Annotated in this window: 18 protein-coding genes; 7 read left to right on the top strand and 11 right to left on the bottom strand. The window is 69.9% G+C overall.

Going from position 1 to position 16,103, the window contains the following annotated elements; translation table 11 throughout:
• Positions 1 to 31 precede the first annotated feature (31 nt).
• Positions 32 to 268, top strand: coding sequence for a DUF6296 family protein (locus ACWDAK_RS17795; RefSeq protein ID WP_344641073.1), 237 nt, complete (start codon positions 32 to 34; stop codon positions 266 to 268).
• Positions 269 to 520: 252 nt separating this feature from the next.
• Here the strand turns inward: ACWDAK_RS17795 and ACWDAK_RS17790 are convergent, their stop codons facing one another.
• Entirely contained in the window at positions 521 to 1,030 is a 510-nt protein-coding gene (locus ACWDAK_RS17790; RefSeq protein WP_344641072.1) for a F0F1 ATP synthase subunit B family protein, read from the bottom strand.
• A 140-nt stretch (positions 1,031 to 1,170) separates the two neighbouring features.
• On the opposite strand from ACWDAK_RS17790, the gene ACWDAK_RS17785 reads away from it, so the two are divergent.
• On the top strand, positions 1,171 to 1,722 hold the full coding sequence (locus ACWDAK_RS17785) for a GNAT family N-acetyltransferase (RefSeq protein WP_344641071.1): 552 nt from the start codon (positions 1,171 to 1,173) through the stop codon (positions 1,720 to 1,722).
• 97 nt (positions 1,723 to 1,819) lie between these two features.
• Here ACWDAK_RS17785 and efeU read toward each other — a convergent pair whose 3' ends face one another.
• The 4 genes from efeU to ACWDAK_RS17765 form a co-directional block, all read right to left on the bottom strand.
• A complete protein-coding gene (gene efeU / locus ACWDAK_RS17780; RefSeq protein WP_344641070.1) occupies positions 1,820 to 2,665 on the bottom strand; it encodes an iron uptake transporter permease EfeU in 846 nt (281 codons plus the stop codon).
• 33 nt (positions 2,666 to 2,698) lie between these two features.
• Complete coding sequence (efeB, locus tag ACWDAK_RS17775; RefSeq protein WP_427393861.1) at positions 2,699 to 3,967, bottom strand: iron uptake transporter deferrochelatase/peroxidase subunit; 1,269 nt, start codon at positions 3,965 to 3,967, stop codon at positions 2,699 to 2,701.
• A 53-nt stretch (positions 3,968 to 4,020) separates the two neighbouring features.
• Entirely contained in the window at positions 4,021 to 5,160 is a 1,140-nt protein-coding gene (efeO, locus tag ACWDAK_RS17770; RefSeq protein ID WP_344641068.1) for an iron uptake system protein EfeO, read from the bottom strand.
• 532 nt (positions 5,161 to 5,692) lie between these two features.
• Positions 5,693 to 5,980 (bottom strand): hypothetical protein, encoded by a 288-nt coding sequence (locus tag ACWDAK_RS17765; RefSeq protein WP_427393862.1) that lies wholly within the window; start codon positions 5,978 to 5,980, stop codon positions 5,693 to 5,695.
• Positions 5,981 to 6,220: 240 nt separating this feature from the next.
• Here ACWDAK_RS17765 and ACWDAK_RS17760 point away from each other — a divergent pair, with 240 nt between their 5' ends.
• Positions 6,221 to 7,606, top strand: a complete 1,386-nt coding sequence (locus tag ACWDAK_RS17760) for a condensation domain-containing protein (protein WP_427393904.1) — start codon at positions 6,221 to 6,223, stop codon at positions 7,604 to 7,606.
• 183 nt (positions 7,607 to 7,789) lie between these two features.
• Positions 7,790 to 7,939 carry a hypothetical protein gene (locus tag ACWDAK_RS17755; protein WP_449806480.1) on the top strand — a complete coding sequence of 50 codons (150 nt, stop codon included), beginning with the start codon at positions 7,790 to 7,792 and terminating at the stop codon, positions 7,937 to 7,939.
• Positions 7,940 to 8,160: 221 nt separating this feature from the next.
• Here the strand turns inward: ACWDAK_RS17755 and ACWDAK_RS17750 are convergent, their stop codons facing one another.
• Positions 8,161 to 8,337 carry a hypothetical protein gene (locus ACWDAK_RS17750; protein WP_344639946.1) on the bottom strand — a complete coding sequence of 59 codons (177 nt, stop codon included), beginning with the start codon at positions 8,335 to 8,337 and terminating at the stop codon, positions 8,161 to 8,163.
• Between the two features lie 56 nt (positions 8,338 to 8,393).
• On the opposite strand from ACWDAK_RS17750, the gene ACWDAK_RS17745 reads away from it, so the two are divergent.
• Positions 8,394 to 8,666, top strand: a complete 273-nt coding sequence (locus ACWDAK_RS17745; RefSeq protein ID WP_344639947.1) for a hypothetical protein — start codon at positions 8,394 to 8,396, stop codon at positions 8,664 to 8,666.
• Positions 8,667 to 8,766: 100 nt separating this feature from the next.
• Here the strand turns inward: ACWDAK_RS17745 and ACWDAK_RS17740 are convergent, their stop codons facing one another.
• Positions 8,767 to 9,201, bottom strand: coding sequence for a hypothetical protein (locus tag ACWDAK_RS17740; protein WP_427393863.1), 435 nt, complete (start codon positions 9,199 to 9,201; stop codon positions 8,767 to 8,769).
• A gap of 148 nt (positions 9,202 to 9,349) precedes the next feature.
• Positions 9,350 to 9,481: a hypothetical protein gene (locus ACWDAK_RS17735; RefSeq protein WP_344639949.1), complete on the bottom strand. Its 132-nt coding sequence runs from the start codon at positions 9,479 to 9,481 to the stop codon at positions 9,350 to 9,352.
• Between the two features lie 621 nt (positions 9,482 to 10,102).
• Here ACWDAK_RS17735 and ACWDAK_RS17730 point away from each other — a divergent pair.
• A complete protein-coding gene (locus ACWDAK_RS17730) occupies positions 10,103 to 10,390 on the top strand; it encodes a hypothetical protein (protein WP_449806478.1) in 288 nt (95 codons plus the stop codon).
• A 219-nt stretch (positions 10,391 to 10,609) separates the two neighbouring features.
• On the opposite strand, the gene ACWDAK_RS17725 is transcribed toward ACWDAK_RS17730, so the two are convergent.
• A complete protein-coding gene (locus ACWDAK_RS17725) occupies positions 10,610 to 11,833 on the bottom strand; it encodes an RNA-guided endonuclease InsQ/TnpB family protein (RefSeq protein ID WP_344639951.1) in 1,224 nt (407 codons plus the stop codon).
• Between the two features lie 159 nt (positions 11,834 to 11,992).
• Between ACWDAK_RS17725 and ACWDAK_RS17720 the strand changes: the two genes are divergently transcribed.
• Positions 11,993 to 13,171, top strand: a complete 1,179-nt coding sequence (locus tag ACWDAK_RS17720; RefSeq protein WP_427393865.1) for an alpha/beta hydrolase — start codon at positions 11,993 to 11,995, stop codon at positions 13,169 to 13,171.
• 19 nt (positions 13,172 to 13,190) lie between these two features.
• Here ACWDAK_RS17720 and ACWDAK_RS17715 read toward each other — a convergent pair whose 3' ends face one another.
• Both ACWDAK_RS17715 and ACWDAK_RS17710 read right to left on the bottom strand, forming a co-directional pair.
• Positions 13,191 to 13,772 (bottom strand): PadR family transcriptional regulator, encoded by a 582-nt coding sequence (locus ACWDAK_RS17715; protein ID WP_344639953.1) that lies wholly within the window; start codon positions 13,770 to 13,772, stop codon positions 13,191 to 13,193.
• Between the two features lie 223 nt (positions 13,773 to 13,995).
• Complete coding sequence (locus tag ACWDAK_RS17710) at positions 13,996 to 16,017, bottom strand: oxidoreductase (protein ID WP_427393866.1); 2,022 nt, start codon at positions 16,015 to 16,017, stop codon at positions 13,996 to 13,998.
• Between the last annotated feature and the right edge of the window lie 86 nt (positions 16,018 to 16,103).

The following is a 16,103-nucleotide window of genomic DNA, read 5'->3' as shown; positions in this document are numbered from 1 at the left end:
TGGACGGTGGGGCCAGCTGAGGAGGCCGGTCATGGGTCGAGTTCCACGGTACGCGCTGACGTTCCCCGGCGAACCGGGCAGCCATCGCCCGCAGGACGTGGTTGTCGTCAAGGACACGGGCATGGACGGCCCCGGCGGCCATCCCGTCTACGCCGACGACTCCGGAATCGTCAGAGCCGAGATCAGCGATCGCGGCGAGGTCCGCATGCTGGCAAGTGGTGGTCACCAGACACCGCGCACCCCGGTGCACGCGGAGGCCATGCCCTGAGCCTCTGCCGTCCCCCGCGTCGCAGGCACCGTCCGCCCGGCCTCGGCGGAAGCCGATGCTGCCACCGGGCCGTCCCGGGCCGGATGGTCGACCCCGGCTGCTGGGTGCCGCGCCCGGTCGACGAGTCCGCCCGCTTCGGCAATCTGGCGCTCACCCAGCCGGAGGTGCTTCCCGACTCCGAGAGCCTTCCCTGATCACGGAACGACCGCCCGGCCCATCGGCCCGGCGGTCGTTCGCGTTCGGTCGCGGTACTCAGGACTTCCCGGCGGCCTCGGCGTCCGCCTCGGCGAAGAACGCGTCGGCGACGGCACGCGTGCTCGGCAGGTCGGCCAGCGGCTCGCCGACGAGCCGGCCGGCCAGCTCGGTGGCGACGGCGATGACGTCCTCGCGCAGCTCGGCCTCGGCGATGACCCGGTCGGCGGCCAGCTGCACCTTGGCCTCCGCCACCATCCGGTCGCGCTGCTGCTGTCCCTCCGCGCGGATCGCCGCGAGCAGCGCGGCGCCCTCCTCCGCGGCTTCCTGGCGGAGCCGGGACGCCTCGTGACGAGCCGCCTGGAGCTCCGCCTGGTACTCCTCGTAGATGCGCTGTGCCTCCGCGCGGGCGGTCTCCGCGCGCTCCATCCCCCCGTCGATCGCGTCGTCCCGCTCCACCAGCGTCTTCTCGATCCGCGGCAGCACGGCCATGCCGAGAATGCCGAAGATCAGGAAGAACAGCACGAGGCCGAGGACGAGTTCAGCCGTATCCGGTCGCAAAGGTCCCATGAGCGCATGATAGGCACGGAGTCTTCCGCCCCTTCAGGCAGGGTCAGCTGACGACGAGTCACGGACCGGCCCGAACGGATCTCGACCACCGCGCCCGAAAACCGTGTGCGGCAGGGCGGTTGAGTCGCCACACTGATCCGGTGCCGCACCTCATCGCTCCCGATGCCCGGTTCCAGGCCTCCTTCCTCGTCGCCATGGCGGAGTTCCGCGCCCTCGGCCACGGCGGACCGGACGACGGGTCCACCGCCGGAGTGTGCCTGCGCGAGTACGGCGACCGCTGGGAGGACCCCGAGGTCTTCGCCGAGTTCGTCGAACGGTTCCGCACCCCGTGCGGCCCCGACAGCCTGCTCCGGTACGACGTACCGTGCAGCACCTTCTGGTACGTGGACGGTGACACCTACCTCGCCCGGATCGCCATCAGGCACCGGCTCACGCCCTACTGGCTGGAGCTCGGCGGCCACATCGGCTACGACGTCCGGCCTTCCGCCCGCCGCCGGGGCCATGCCACCGGGATGCTTCGCGCGGCGCTCCCGATCGCCGCCGGGATGGGCATCGATCCGGCGCTGGTCACCTGCGACAGCACCAACTCGGCGTCCCTCAAGGTGATCGAGGCCTGCGGCGGCCGACTGGAGGACGTGCGCGACGGGGTGCGGCGCTACTGGGTACCCACCACACCCGGTCGGCGGGGCTGATACGACAAGACCCCCTACCCGGCGGGGAAGCCGGGCAGGGGGCTCTCAAGTGACGGGCGGCCAGGCCGCCTTGGCAGTGCTCAGGCCTTGGCCACCGTCAGGTGGCCCCGGTCGCGGTCGCGACCGGCTCGGCCGCCCGGCCAGGCCCGGAGGCGCGGCGCAGGAAGAGCAGCAGCGTCGGAACCAGGTAGACCGTCCAGACCGCCACCTGAAGCACCGTCGGGTCCGGCTGGAAGTTGAACACGCCCTTGAGCAGGGTGCCGTACCAGCTCTCCTTGGGGATGGTGCTGCTGATGTCGAAGAGCAGTTCGTGCAGACCGGGGAGCCAGCCCGCCTCCTGCAGGTCGTGGACGCCGTAGGCGAGGACGCCGGCCGCGACCACGACCAGCATCGCACCGGTCCAGGTGAAGAACCTGGCGAGGTTGATCTTCAGTGCGCCCCGGTAGAACAGCCAGCCGAGCACCACCGAGGTGGCCAGCCCGAGCAGCGCACCGACCAGCGGCCGGACCCCGTCGCTGGTGGCCTGCACGGCGGTCCAGATGAACAGGGCCGTCTCCAGGCCCTCGCGGCCGACCGCGAGGAAGGCGGTGGTCACCAGCGCGAAGGCGCCCATGGCCAGCGCGGCGTCCAGCTTGCCGTGCAGTTCGGCCTTCAGGTGCCGGGCGGTGCGCCGCATCCAGAACACCATCCAGGTGACCAGGCCGACCGCGATGATCGAGAGCGATCCGCCGAGCGCCTCCTGCGCCTCGAAGGTCAGCTGGGTGGAGCCGTACTGGAGGACGGCGCCGAAGGCCAGGCTGAGCAGTACGGCGGCGCCGATGCCCGCCCAGACCGGGGCGAGCCGGTCGCGGCGGCCGGTCTTCACCAGATAGGCGATCAGGATGCAGACCACGAGGCTGGCTTCGAGGCCCTCGCGCAGGCCGATCAGGTAGTTGCCGAACACGGGAGGCTCCTGGGGTCGGTGGTTTGGAAGTCGTCAGCCGAACAGGGCCTGCCCCCACCACTCGCCCGGCTTGCGGATCCCGGGCGGGCAGGCGAAGTGGGCGGAGCCGACGTGCTGGATGTACTCGTTGAGCGCGTCACGGGAGGCCAGCTTCTGCTGGAGCGGCACGAAGGCCTTCCGGGTGTCGCGTTGGTAGGCGAGGAAGAACAGACCGGCGTCCAGGCGGCCGAGGCCGTCCGTGCCGTCGGTGAACGAGAAGCCGCGGCGCAGGATCATCAGGCCGTCGTTGCTGTCCGGGTGGGCGAGCCGGACGTGCGACTTCTCCGGCATCGCGGCCAGGTCCGGGGTGTCCCGCTCGTGCTGCCCGCCGTACGGGGCGCCCTCGGCCTTGGTGCGGCCGAAGGTGTCCTCCTGGTCCCCCAGTGAGGCGCGGTCCCAGGTCTCGATGTGCATCCGGATCCGGCGGGCGACCAGGTAGGAGCCGCCGGTCATCCAGTCCGGGCCGTCCCCGGGGGCGGCCCAGACGTGCTTGTCCAGCGCCGCCCGGTCGGTGCCCGCGATGTTGTGGGTGCCGTCCTTGAACCCCATCATGTTGCGCGGGGTCTGCGCCTCGGGGGTGGTGGAGGAGGTCTTGCCGAAGCCGAGCTGCGACCAGCGGATGCTCGCCGTGCCCATGGCGATCCGGGCCAGGTTGCGGATGGCGTGGACGGCCACCTGCGGGTCGTCGGCACAGGCCTGGATGCACAGATCGCCGCCGCTGCGGGCCGGGTCGAGGTTGTCGCCGGGGAACCTGGGCAGCTCCACCAGGGCGTCGGGCCGCCTGGCCTTCAGTCCGAAGCGGTCCACCCCGTCCTTCTCGAACAGGCCCGGCCCGAAGCCGATGGTCAGGGTCAGCCGGGAGGCGGGCAGGCCGAGCGCCTCGCCCGTGTCGGCCGGCGGGGCCTCGGGCAGCGCGCCGGCGGTGCCCGTGCCCACCTCGCGGCCGCCGGTCATCGCGGCGGCCGCCTTGGTCCACTCCTTGAGCATCCGCACCAGCGCGTCGCGGCTGGTGGTGGTGACGTCGAAGGCGGCGAAGTGCAGCCGGTCCTGGACGGGGGTGGCGATCCCGGCCTGGTGGTCACCGTAGAACGGGATGTCCGCGGTGGAGTCGACCAGCTGGACCGCTCTGTGCTCACCGCGCACCGCCGCCGCCACCGAGCCGGTGACCGCCGCGCCCAGCACGACCCCGGCACCCGCCCAGCCGATGACGGACCGCCTGCTGGGGGCGTTGCTGCTCTGCTCGGCCTGCTTCCGCTCGTCCACGGCGTTCGGGGTCCTTCCGGTGCTGGTGCTGGTGCTTGAGGAGGGGCTGGGGGCTACTTGACGACGACCGCGGCGGCCAGCTTGGACAGCGGCTCGGCCAACGCGTTCACCGCGTCGGAGAAGGCCTTCCGCTCCGGCTCGCCGACCTGGTCGTACGAGGCGTAACTGCCGTCGGCCTGGCCGTACTTGGCCAGCAGCGCCTCGATCGCGGCGAACTCGCCGTCCAGCGTCTTGGCCAGCTCCGCGTCCTTCTCGGCGGCGACCGGCTTCAGGAGTTCGTACGCCTTCTTCGCTCCCTCGACGTTGCCGGCGAAGTCCGAGAGGTCGGTGTGGCTGTAACGGTCCTCCTCGCCGGTGACCTTGTTCGTGGCGACCTCGTCCAGGAGTTCCTTGGCGCCGTTGGCCATGCTGGTCGGGGTGATCTCGGCGCTGCCGACCCGCTTCTGCCAGTCCTTCAGATCGGCGACCAGCTGGTCGGCCAGCTTCTTCTCGTCGTCACCGATCCGGTTGTCCGCCCAGAGGGACTTCTCCAGCCGGTGCCAGCCGGTCCACTGCTGGCCCTGCTCCAGGCCGTCCTCGCGGGCGTCGGTCTTCGGGTCGATGTCGCCGAAGCTCTCGGCGACCGGCTCGGTGCGCTCCCAGCCGACCCGGGACGGGGCGAACAGCGACTTGGCCTGGTCCAGTTCACCCGCCTTGACCGCGGCGGCGAACTGCTCGACCACCGGGATGGTCTGGTCGGCCTGCTCCTGCGCGTACTTGCGGTACGCGGCGACGGCGGCATCCAGGCGCGGGTCGCTCTTGACCGGCGCGCCGTCACCGGTGACGGTGATCTTCTGCCGGATGCCGTCCCCGACCATGCCCGGCTTGCAGGCCACCTCGTACGCGCCGGCCTTGATCTCGGCGTTGATGGTCACCTTGGTGCCGGGGCCGATGTTCTCGCGCTCGGTGACGATCCGGTCGCCCGGGGCATAGACGTAGACCTCGGTGGTCTTGGAGCCCTTGTTGTGGACCGCCAGCTGCACGTGGCCGCCCGGGAACGAGGTCTTCGAGAGCTCACAGGCATCGTCGGAGGCGTTCACCCGGACCGCGTCGGCCGAGTCCGCGTCGCTCTTCCGCTCCGTGCACCCGGTCAGGACGGCGGTGGCCACGGCGAGGGTGAGCAGCGTGGCGGCGGTGGAACGGCGGGCAGACATGGGGGCTCCACGGTTGACGGGGGCGGTGCGGGCATGGCAAAACCGGGCCTACGGGATTCGAGACCGAAATCCCGGGCCAGCCCGGTTAGCTAAGGCATACCTTAGATTAACCATTTCTTTAACGTCCACATGGCCACTCCCCCACCCGCAAACCACGCTTTGCCGCTGATTCTGACCATCCGTCAACGCATCTACCTACCAAGGGTTTTCGCCCTGTGGCACCAGGTAGCGATGGAAGCGACGCGGGTTCCGGTGATCGGCGGTACGGAGTCCCTCGGACGGTCCGTGGTCACCGAGCTGCTCGGACGGGGCGCCTGATCACCTCACTGAGCCGCGGCGAACCGCCGGCGGACCGGCCCCGGACTGCGCCCCGCCGCCGGGGACGCCGAGCGGCCGGACTCGGACAGCCGGGCCGCACTGCTCACGGGGCACGACGCGATCACGGCGCGGTCGCCCTCAACAGCAGCACTCTTCAGCAACAACACCACGCGGAGTGGCGGCGCCATGGAGGCTGACTTCGGTACGACGACGTTCAACAACCTGACTCGTCATTGCGGCGCAGATCGTAGAGGTACGACTTGCCAGCTTTCCAGCTGCGCCAGGGGCCGAGTGGCGGGAACATCTCCTGACCCGTCTGGCCCAACAAGGGCCAGGAGTTGGCAACCCTGTCCTCGCCGAGGGTGCACCAGCCCCGCTCCGGCAGCCACCGACACCACAGCTCCAGGTCCACCCGCTTGAACGACGGCCTGCCGTTGAACATGCCATCTCGGTGGAAGCGATAGACCAGGCCATCCAGACGGCGAACGAACTCGATCGACACAGCGACTCCCCCTACCCGAACACCGGGGACAGGCACGGCAGCACGGCCGGCTTCCACCCCGGAGTGGTTCATCAAGATCAAGTACCCGACGGTAAGGCTACGTCGCCGGATCTGCAGCCCGCCCGCCCGACCCGCGCACTGAAATTCTCATGAATTCCGACTTCCGGAAGATGAAGTCGGAATTCCCGAGGAGCCGGGCCGCATTGCATCTCCTTGGCAGGGACGCAGGCACGCTGTTCGATGGTTTCGGATTCAAAAGCCGCCGGTGGGCTGTCGATCCGAAATCGAGTGTCAACAGGGGGAGAAATTCAGGCATCGACGGCCGCGCCCACGGCGAGGTATCCGCTGACCTCGGGGCAGTCCTCGTACTACGCCCAGGAACGGGCCCGGCCGGAAATGTCCAGCTCGATCTCGGCCACGTACCGGATCGAGGGAGAGCTCGATGTCGCGCGTTTCGCCGAAGCCATTGCGCGAACGGTCGGCCAGCACGACGCCCTGCGCATCGGCCTGTGCGACGACGTACGACTCGGCACCCCGACTCAGCTGGTGCGCCATCAGCCGGACAACGTCTTGCTGCTCTCTTGCCAGCAGGTCCGCAGCAGCTCGGAAGAGCAGTTCAGCCGGTACGCCCGGCTCGTCCACGGCAAGGACCTCGCGGAACCGTGGGATCTCACCACGGAATACCTGTTCAGGTTCCGCCTGCTGCGCCACTCGCCCACGGTTCACGCGTTTCTCGCCTCGTTCTCCCAGGTCGCCCTCGACGGCAGGGGCATGGCACTGGTCCTCCGGGACCTCTGGCAGAATTTCGAGCACGACACCGCGCATCCGGACTTCCCGTCCGTGCCGCAGCGGCCGAGCTTCGTCCGGGCAGCCGAGCAGCACGCGGCCGGCGGATCGCCGCGGACGGCCGGCTTCTGGCAGCAGCACATCGCCGAGAACTGCCCGTCCGGCGAGCCGCCGACCGAACGGCCGGATACGATCGACCAACCGCGGTGCGTGATGGCGCAGGCCACAGTCAGCGGAGCGGAGCGAGCGATGCTGCGCGAGCGGTCGAAGACTTACGGCTGCACCGAGTTCCAGCTGACCATCGCCGCGCTCGCGCACGCGGTCCTCACCGAGGTGGCCACGGATGACCGTCTGCACATCTGGTTGCCCGTCGATGCCCGGTCCCCCGGCGATTTCGACACGTCGGGAATGTTCACCGTCTCCCTCCCTGTCGCGCTGCCCCGGACCGGGAGCCTTCTCGAGATGGCTCGGCAGGTGCGGGAGGAGGTCATGGCCGTCGCAGCGAACCGGCAGATGGACCACGCCGCACTCGCTGCGCTCCAGGCTTCCTTCCGGGAAACCGATACGAGCCGCGGCTGGACCGTCTCGGCAGGCTATTCCAATCGGGATCAGAACCCGGGGGAAAAGGTAGCCCAGGGCGTCGTGGCACGTCCCGGAAGTTATCCGGCGGATTTCCAATACATATCACGAGGAGTGGAACTGAAAGTTCTCGGCGGAGCCGGATCGCTCAGCATCACCCTCGCCCTCGACTCGGTATTCTCTGCGGACACCACTGCCGATCGCCTGTTGAACGCCTTCAGCGCGGGGCTGGGCGGCATCCGTCTCGCACGCTGCGCCTGACTCTGTCGGGGATCTTGAGGTGAGGTCAGCTGCCGGGGGTTCGCCAGGACTTCGACCGGGGCCCCTGCTGATCCAGGACGACCTGGAAAGCGGTCGGTGGTCCCGGTGAAGAGGTTTCCTAGTACTCCGGCTGTAGATCGTGATCTTCATGGTTGTTGGGCGGCTTGTCGCTGGTAGTGGGTGGTGCGCGAGCAGACCCAGCACGAACGCGCGCGCCCGGCGACGCGGTTCCACCCGGGCGAACCGGCCCGCCACCCTGCCCATCAGGCCCTCGAATACTCCCGCGTGGCCCTGGCCACCCGCGCCGGGCAGGACAACCAGCTCTGGTACTGACCGTCTCCTCGCGGAGGACCCGCCTCGAACGGCGCACCGCCGCCTGAACTCGGACCCGGCCCGGCAAGCACCTTGCCGGGCCGGGTCCTTCGTGTGCTCGTCCTGGTGAAGCCGCACTCGCGTGAACCGGCCCGCGACACGGCCCATCAGCTGGTCGAACATCACCTGCCATCGGGCAGGCACTACGCTGCGACCTGCGGCCACCGCGAGATCGTTACTCTTCACAGACCGATGATCAGCGGTGGCCGTACTCGCTCCCGTGCCAGTGCCAGCGAAGCCAGCCTGGATCGAGGCGCGGCGCCCTGCGGAAGGAACTGGCAGACCACGCCCTCGAACTGCTGCCGCAGCCGCTCGGGGTACGGGCCGAGTCTGCCGATCGGTAGAGATGCGGTCGTCATGCCCCGGGATCATACCGAGCTGGCGAGCAGCTCAAGTTCGGGGTGGTGACCTCGATTTGACACCTGCGCTGCGGACAGTCGAGGAGCCCTCGACCGAGGTCCTCGACAGCGGGGAAGTCGACGTGGGTGCCCGGATCCGCTGGGTCCACGCCGCACCGGCTGATCCGGACGCACCCGACGACCCGGGCCCGCTCACCTTCTGCGGCATCGCGACGAGCGACCTGGAGCGGGAGCCGTACAGCCCCGACGAACCGGGAGCCACTTGGTACCCGCCGTCCCAGCGGACCCGCCGTTGCCGGAGCTGCGAAGCCGCACTGCAATCTCTGTGAGGTCCCGCACCGGCCGGTCGCGGCAAGCCGGCGCCGGGGCGGCGGGAGGACGCCAGGACCTGCCCGTGAGCGCCGGCAGTTGCGGCGGCAGGGCACTACGTCACTTCACGGTGAGCGTGACCCGCCAGGGGATGACGACCCGTGGGCAGACGTGTCCGGGGTCGGGAACGCAGTGCCTGAAGGCGGTGATGCCACTCGTGCCGCGGCTGATCGCCTGGAATCCGGCCGACGCGTCTCCGTTCGGCGAGGTGCCGGCGTCGTGCGGTCGGAGGACCTTGGGATCGCCGGCCTTCGGTGCGCTCCACACCCAGGTCTGCCCCTGATCCCGGAGGTGGGTCAGCCTGACCTTGATCACGTCGTTGCGCGCCACCGTCACGGTGCGGCCGTCGTCCGCATTGGTGAGCATGACGGCGCGGGCGAACCGGGCGTGGGACGGGTGGGCGGCGGCCGACGCCGTCGCGGCGACGGACACCGTCGTCGCGGTCAGCGCCAGCCCCAGAGCCAGCGGAGCGGCCAGAAATTTCGCGGTGTGCACGGGTTGCTCCCAGCGGTGGACGAACTCGTTGGTGAACGTCCTACACCGTCACCACGGCCCGGCGCCGCCGCCGTCCGGCCGATTCACCCTATTTCGCGAATCGTTGGCATCTTTGCCCACGTCCTCCACGAACCCCGCCGGCCGGCCGCTACCCGCCGAACTCCCGCTCGACTCGCGCCAGCTCCTGCTCGGCCTCCACGCTCTTCGCGGTACCGGACTCGGCGACGATCGTGAACCAGTGCCCGGCCAGCAGCGGATCGTCCTGGCCGACGTATAACAAGGCAAGGTTGAAGGCGGATTCCATGTGCCCGGTCTCAACCGCCGTCCGCAGCCGGGAGATCGCCTCCTCGCAGTGGCGTCGCCTAGCTTGGCCGGCAGCACCGCACCCGGGGTGCCGCGAGGCTCCCGGTCCACTCGTCGGCAACCGGCGGCGCGCAGGCGCCGCGGATGGGGGAGTCACGTGATCTCCGCACTACGTCGGGCCGGGCCGGCCAGGCGGACGGCAGGCCGGCGGGCTCCCGGTTCGTTCGGCCCATCGCGCGGCAGCTGAACGGCACTTGGCGAGTGCTTGGGCAGTACTTGACGGCGGTCGGGCGAGTGGCGGACCCAATCTTGAGCGTGCGGTTCGGGTGTGGGAGGGTGTCCCGCCGATCGGTTCCGGGCCGGCGGAGTCCGGGCCCGTCGGCGCCGTGCTCCGGCATTCTTCGGCAGTTCTCATCAGCGGTGCGGATCAGCGGCATGGGCTTGCTGCGCGAGTACGGGGGCAGTGGAGATGGGCCTGGTCGCCGGACAGGATGATGTTGAGCAGTCCCCGCCGAGGCGGGACGGCTACTATCCGGCAGCAGGGGCCCCTGTCGGCACCACGTTGATCGGCCTCGGCAGACCCGCAAAGGCCGAGGGCGTGCTCCGGGAGAGCGCCGGGCTCTGCGGATCGCCGCTCGTTCCCTCCCACCACCGCACCCTGGAGGCTGAGTTGGTTCTCGGTACGGCACTCGCCGCCCAAGACCGCCACGCCGGGGCGGTGGAGACGCTCACGGCCACCCGAACGGCCCGGCCGGAGCACTTCGGCACGGCGCACCCGAGCACCTGGCGTCCAAGCACCGCGCAGCCGAACACCGCACGCCCGAGCTCCCTCGCCGCCGCACCCGGGTTAGCGCAGCGGGCGGGACAGCAGCGGCAGACCGGCTGACGGCATCGGGCCGAGCAACGGCCACCCGCCAGGCACCGACGACACGCCGCCGCCGAAGCCGCCGGGCAGCCACCCGGTTGCGCGCCCCGGGCGACCGGACACCGACTTCCGGTGAACTCTTCGAACGCAGTACGAGCCGGGCAAGTGACCCGGTCGGCACAGGAGCTGGATACGAGAGCGCCTTGACTTCCTCCCCCTCGTGAACGAGGGGGATTCCCCTCAGCCTCGCGGCTGGGCCGCTGTGCGTTTGCGCTGCGGTGGGACCACTTCCTGCTTCACCGACGATCGCCCGCTCGGAGTGTTCCGTTGAGGTCTTACACCGTCTCCGCAGGCTGCAACCACCAGTCCGGCGGCCAGGAGGTTACGGGCCGCGTTCACGTCCCGGTCGTGAACCGCTCCGCAGCCGCAGCGCCATTCACGGACATTGAGAGGCATCTTCTCGCGGACGGTTCCGCACGCCGAACACAGCTTGGAGCTGGGGAACCACCGGTCGACGGTCACCAGGTCGCGGCCGTACCAGGCGCACTTGTACTCCAGCATGGTCCGCAGCTCGCTCCACGAAGCGTCCGAGATGGCGCGGGACAGCCTGCGGTTCCCCAGCAGGTTGCGGACGGACAAGTCCTCGATCACGACCACTTGGTTTTCGTGGACGAGTCGAGTCGTGAGTTTGTGCAGGAAGTCCCTGCGCCGGTCGGCGATCCGCGCGTGGATCCGAGCGACTTTCCCGCGGGCCTTCTCCCGGTTGGCAGACCCCCTGGCCTTGCGGGACAGCGCCCGCTGAGCCCTGGCCAGACATTCCCCGTCCTCGCGTTCCGATCGGGGATTGGCGATCTTCTCCCCGGTGGAGAGCGTCACCAGCGAGATGATACCCGCGTCGATGCCCACCGCCGCATCCACGGCCGGGAGAGGCTTGACGGCCGGGTCCTCGCACAGCATCGAGACGAACCAGCGTCCCGCACTGTCCCGGGAGACGGTCACCGTGGACGGGGCCTGCCCCTCTGGGAGAGGCCGGGACCATCGGATCTCCAGTGGCTCCGTCATCTTCGCCAGCGTCAGCTTCCCATCACGGAAGCGGAACGCGGACGCGGTGTACTCGGCGCAGTCGCGGGACTTCTTCTTCGACTTGAAGCGGGGGTGCCTGGCTCGCTTCGCGAAGAAATTGGTGAAGGCACCTTGCAGATGTCGCAGGGTCTGCTGGAGCGGGACGGAGGAGACCTCGTTGAGGAACGCCAGTTCCTCGGTCTTCTTCCACGCCGTCAGCATCGCCGATGTGGCGTTGTAGTTGATCCGCTCGCCCCGCAGCGACCACGCCTCGGTACGGGCACGCAACGCCAGGTTGTAGACCTTGCGCACGCACCCGAACGTGCGCGACAGCTCAGCTGCCTGCGCATCGGTCGGATAGAAGCGGAACTTGTACGCCCGCTTCACGTGAACGGCCTGCACGGATCACAAGGTGCCGCGAACTTGCGGCCTGGTGCGGGTGATTCACCTACCGAGACGCCATACCGCCCAGGCGGCGGTCTGGCTTTCCCTGTCCCACTACGCGGGAGCATTCGTTTCCTCCCCCAGCTGAAGCTTGGGGGTATCCACGAAGGAGATCAGATGAAACTGACCGGTACTCCCTTCTACATCCTCACGATCGTCCTCTTCCTAGCCTCCATCGTGCTGGCCGTGGTGCAGTGGGCAAGGCGGGGAGGCGGCGGCGGTCAGGGGAGCCGGCGCGGCAACCGGGGCCGGGCACCGCAGGCCAAGCGCGGGCCGCTGCAGTTCGTCGGCTATCTGGCGACGATCCTGTTCTGCCAGTCCACTGCCGTGCTGATGGTGTTCGTGATGGTCAACAACTCGAACCTGATCTACGACAGTTGGGGCGATCTGCTGGGCACCAGCAGCCATGTCCGGGCGGTTCCGGTGCCGCCCGAGGACAACGGCATCGCGGCCGACGCCGGTGCCGACAAGAACCGGCAGAAGGTGATCCAGTCCTTCCACGGGGTGGACGACAACGCGGTCCCCAAGGACGTCAAGGAGACCGACCTCAAGGGCCAGCTCTCCGGAGTGGACGGTGAGGTCCTGGTGTGGACGCCGCCGGAGTACGACGACCCAGCGTACAAGGACAAGGCCTTCCCCGTGGTCGAGTTGCTGGCCGGGTTCCCCGGCTCCTCCAGCACCTGGTTCGGCACCATGGACGTCTCCAAGCAGTTGGCGCCGCTGATGAAGTCCGGTCAGGTGGCACCCTTCATCCTGGTCTCGCCCCGGGTCACGCTGCTCGGCAAGAACACCGACACCGGCTGTGCGGACGTTCCGGGCAAGGTCAACGCGGAGACCTGGCTGTCACGGGACGTCCCGCAGATGGTGCTGGACAACTTCCGGGTGGACGCCTCCCCCGATCGCTGGGCACTGGCCGGCTACTCGGCGGGGGCGCACTGCGCCACCAGGCTCGCGCTGGCGCACCCCAACCGCTACCGGGCCGCGATCAGCATGTCCGGCTACAACGACCCGAAGGAGGAGTCCGATTCGCTGACCGCGAAGGACCCGCACCTACGGGAGGTCTCCAACCCGCTGTACCTGCTCACCCACGCGGCCACCCCGCCGAACGTGGCCCTCTACGAGACCGGTAACAAGGGCGACGGCCTGGAGGACGCACTGGCACTGCAGAAGGCGGCGAAGTCCCCGACCTCGGTGACACCGTTCGAAACCCACGGGCCGCACCTGAGCGCGACCTGGAAGCCGCTCGTGGTCCCCACCTTCAAGTGGCTGACCGGGATCATCCCGCCCCAGCACTGAGCGTCGTACGGACCGCCGCTCAGGTCTCCCCCAGGTCGCCGTCCAGTTCCTCGTCGAGGTCGCCCTCGGCGAGTTGGGCGAGGGCCTGGTCGAGCCAGTCGAGCCAGAACGTCTCCAGGCCGATGCCCGCCTGCAGCACCAGGTGCTGCAGGCGGGCTCTTTCGTCCGCCACCGAGGCGAAGTCGCGCTGCGCGATCTCCCGGTACTCGGCGAGCTGGCGCCGGTGCAGCTCACGGTGCCGGAGGAGTTCGTCACCGAGCCCGCTGCCGGCTCCCGCCGTACCGACCACCGCCGCCGCGCGCAGCCGCAGCACCAGCGCGTCCCGGACCGGCCTGGGGTCCTGGCTCTCACCGACCCAGGCCACCAGAGCGTCCCGACCCTCGGGCAGGACCTCGTACTCCTTGCGTCCGCCGCGGGCCGGCTGCTGCTGGGGCAGTTCGCGGATCAGCCCCGCCTCCTCCAGCCTGCCCAGCTCACGGTAGATCTGCTGGTGGGTGGCCGGCCAGAAGAAGCCGATCGACTTGTCGAACCGGCGCGTCAGCTCCAGCCCCGAGGACGGCTTCTCCAGCAAGGCGGTGAGGATGGCGTGCGGCAGCGACATGGTCGGGGGAGCCTCCGGCAGGTGCCAACGGGTATCACAGGGCATCCTACGGATGCGCCGCGGGCCGGAGCACGGAGCGCCGTTCGGAGCGCGGCCGCCCGGCCCGGCGCACGGACCTCGCCGGGCCGGGCGGCCGAGCCGCACGCGCCGGTCGGCACCCGATGGCACGGACACCCGATCGCACCGCAGGAGGGCCCCACCGACGTGGGCCCGACCGCAGAGGTCAGAGCGCGGCCGCGAGCCGGGTGCCCTGGTCGATGGCGCGCTTGGCGTCGAGTTCCGCGGCCACGTCCGCACCCCCGATCAGGTGCGGCCGGACGCCGAGCGCGACCAGTGCGTCGTACAGCTCGCGTCGCGGCTCCTGCCCGGTGCAGACCACCACCGTGTCGACGGGGATGCTCTCCTCGCGGCCGTCCACGGTGATGTGCAGTCCGACGTCGTCGATCCGCCGGTAGCTCACACCAGAGAGCATGGTGACGCCGCGGTGACGGAGTTCGGTGCGGTGGATCCAGCCGGTGGTCTTCCCCAGCCCGGCGCCGACCTTGCTGGTCTTGCGCTGGAGCAGGTGGACGCTGCGCGGGGCGGCGGCCCGCTCCGGCCGGCCGAGGCCGCCGGGAGCCTGGTACTCGGTGTCGATGCCCCACCGCCGGTGGAACACCGCGCCCTCGAGTGCCGCGGCGTCCCCGGGGTCGGTCAGGAAGGCCGCGACGTCGAATCCGATCCCGCCGGCCCCGAGGATCGCCACCCGCTCGCCGACCTCGGCCTTGTCTCGCAGCACGTCCAGGTAGCTCAGCACGCTGGGGTGGTCGATACCGGGGATCTCGGGGGTCCGCGGGGTGACTCCGGTGGCGAGCACGACCTCGTCGTAGCCCCCGGCGGCAAGCGCGTCGGCGGTCACCGCGCTGCCGAGCCGCAGTTCGACCTGCTCGGCCGCCAGGCGGTGGCGGAAGTAGCGCAGGGTCTCGTCGAACTCCTCCTTGCCGGGCACCTGGCGGGCGATGTTGAGCTGCCCGCCGATCTCACCGGCCGCCTCGTACAGGGTCACGGCATGACCGCGCTCGGCGGCGGCGACCGCGAGCGCGAGGCCGGCCGGACCGGCGCCGACCACGGCGACCCGCTTGCGGTGGCGGGTCGGGCCGAGCACCAGCTCGGTCTCGTGGCAGGCACGGGGGTTGACCAGGCAGGAGGTGATCTTCCCGCTGAAGGTGTGGTCCAGGCAGGCCTGGTTGCAGCCGATGCAGGTGTTGATGGTCTCGGCCCGGCCGCGTTCGGTCTTGGCGACGAAGTCCGGGTCGGCGAGCAGCGGCCGGGCCAGCGCGACCATGTCGGCATGGCCCTCCGCGAGCAACTGCTCGGCGATCTCCGGGGTGTTGATGCGGTTGCTGGTCACCAGCGGAATCCGGACCGCGCCCATCACCCTCTTGGTGACCCAGGCGAACGCGCCGCGCGGCACGGAGGTGGCGATGGTGGGGATGCGTGCCTCGTGCCAACCGATACCGGTGTTGATGATGGTCGCGCCCGCCGCCTCGATCGCCTTGGCGAGGGTGATCACCTCGTCCAGGCTGGAGCCGCCGGGCACCAGGTCGAGCATGGAGAGCCGGTAGATGACGATGAAGTCGGGACCGAGCCGCTCGCGGACCCGGCGGACGATCTCGACCGGGAAGCGCATCCGGTTCTCGTACGAGCCGCCCCAGCGGTCCTCGCGCCGGTTGGTGGCAGCCGCGATGAACTCGTTGATCAGGTAACCCTCGGAGCCCATGATCTCGACGCCGTCGTACCCGGCCCGGCGGGCGAGTTCGGCGGTGCGGACGAAGTCCTCGACGGTCCGCTCGACCTCGTCGTCGGTGAGCGCGCGCGGCGTGAACGGGCTGATCGGCGCCTGCAGCGCGCTGGGTGCGACCAGGTCGGGGTGGTGGGCGTAGCGGCCGAAGTGCAGGATCTGCATGGCGATCCGGCCGCCCTCGCGGTGTACGGCATCGGTGACGACGGTGTGCTGCGCCACCTCCTGGTCACAGGTCAGCTTGGCGCCGCCGCTCCAGGGACGGCCCTCCTCGTTCGGGGCTATCCCGCCGGTGACGATCAGCCCGACGCCGCCGCGGACCCGGGCGGCGTAGAACTCGCCCATCCGCTCGAAGCCGCCGGGTGCCTCCTCCAGGCCGACGTGCATCGAACCCATCAGCACCCGGTTGGGCAGCGTGGTGAACCCCAGGTCGAGCGGGCTCAGCAGGTGGGGGTACGCGGTCATCCAGCGCCTCCTCGCGCGAAGTCGTCGCCTCACGGTAGGGCGGGCGGGCGCATATATGCAACTAGTTGCACATTCGTGGTCGCCGA

This window comes from Kitasatospora sp. NPDC001175, assembly GCF_053598215.1.
This window is presented reverse-complemented; position numbering and strand designations above follow the sequence as displayed.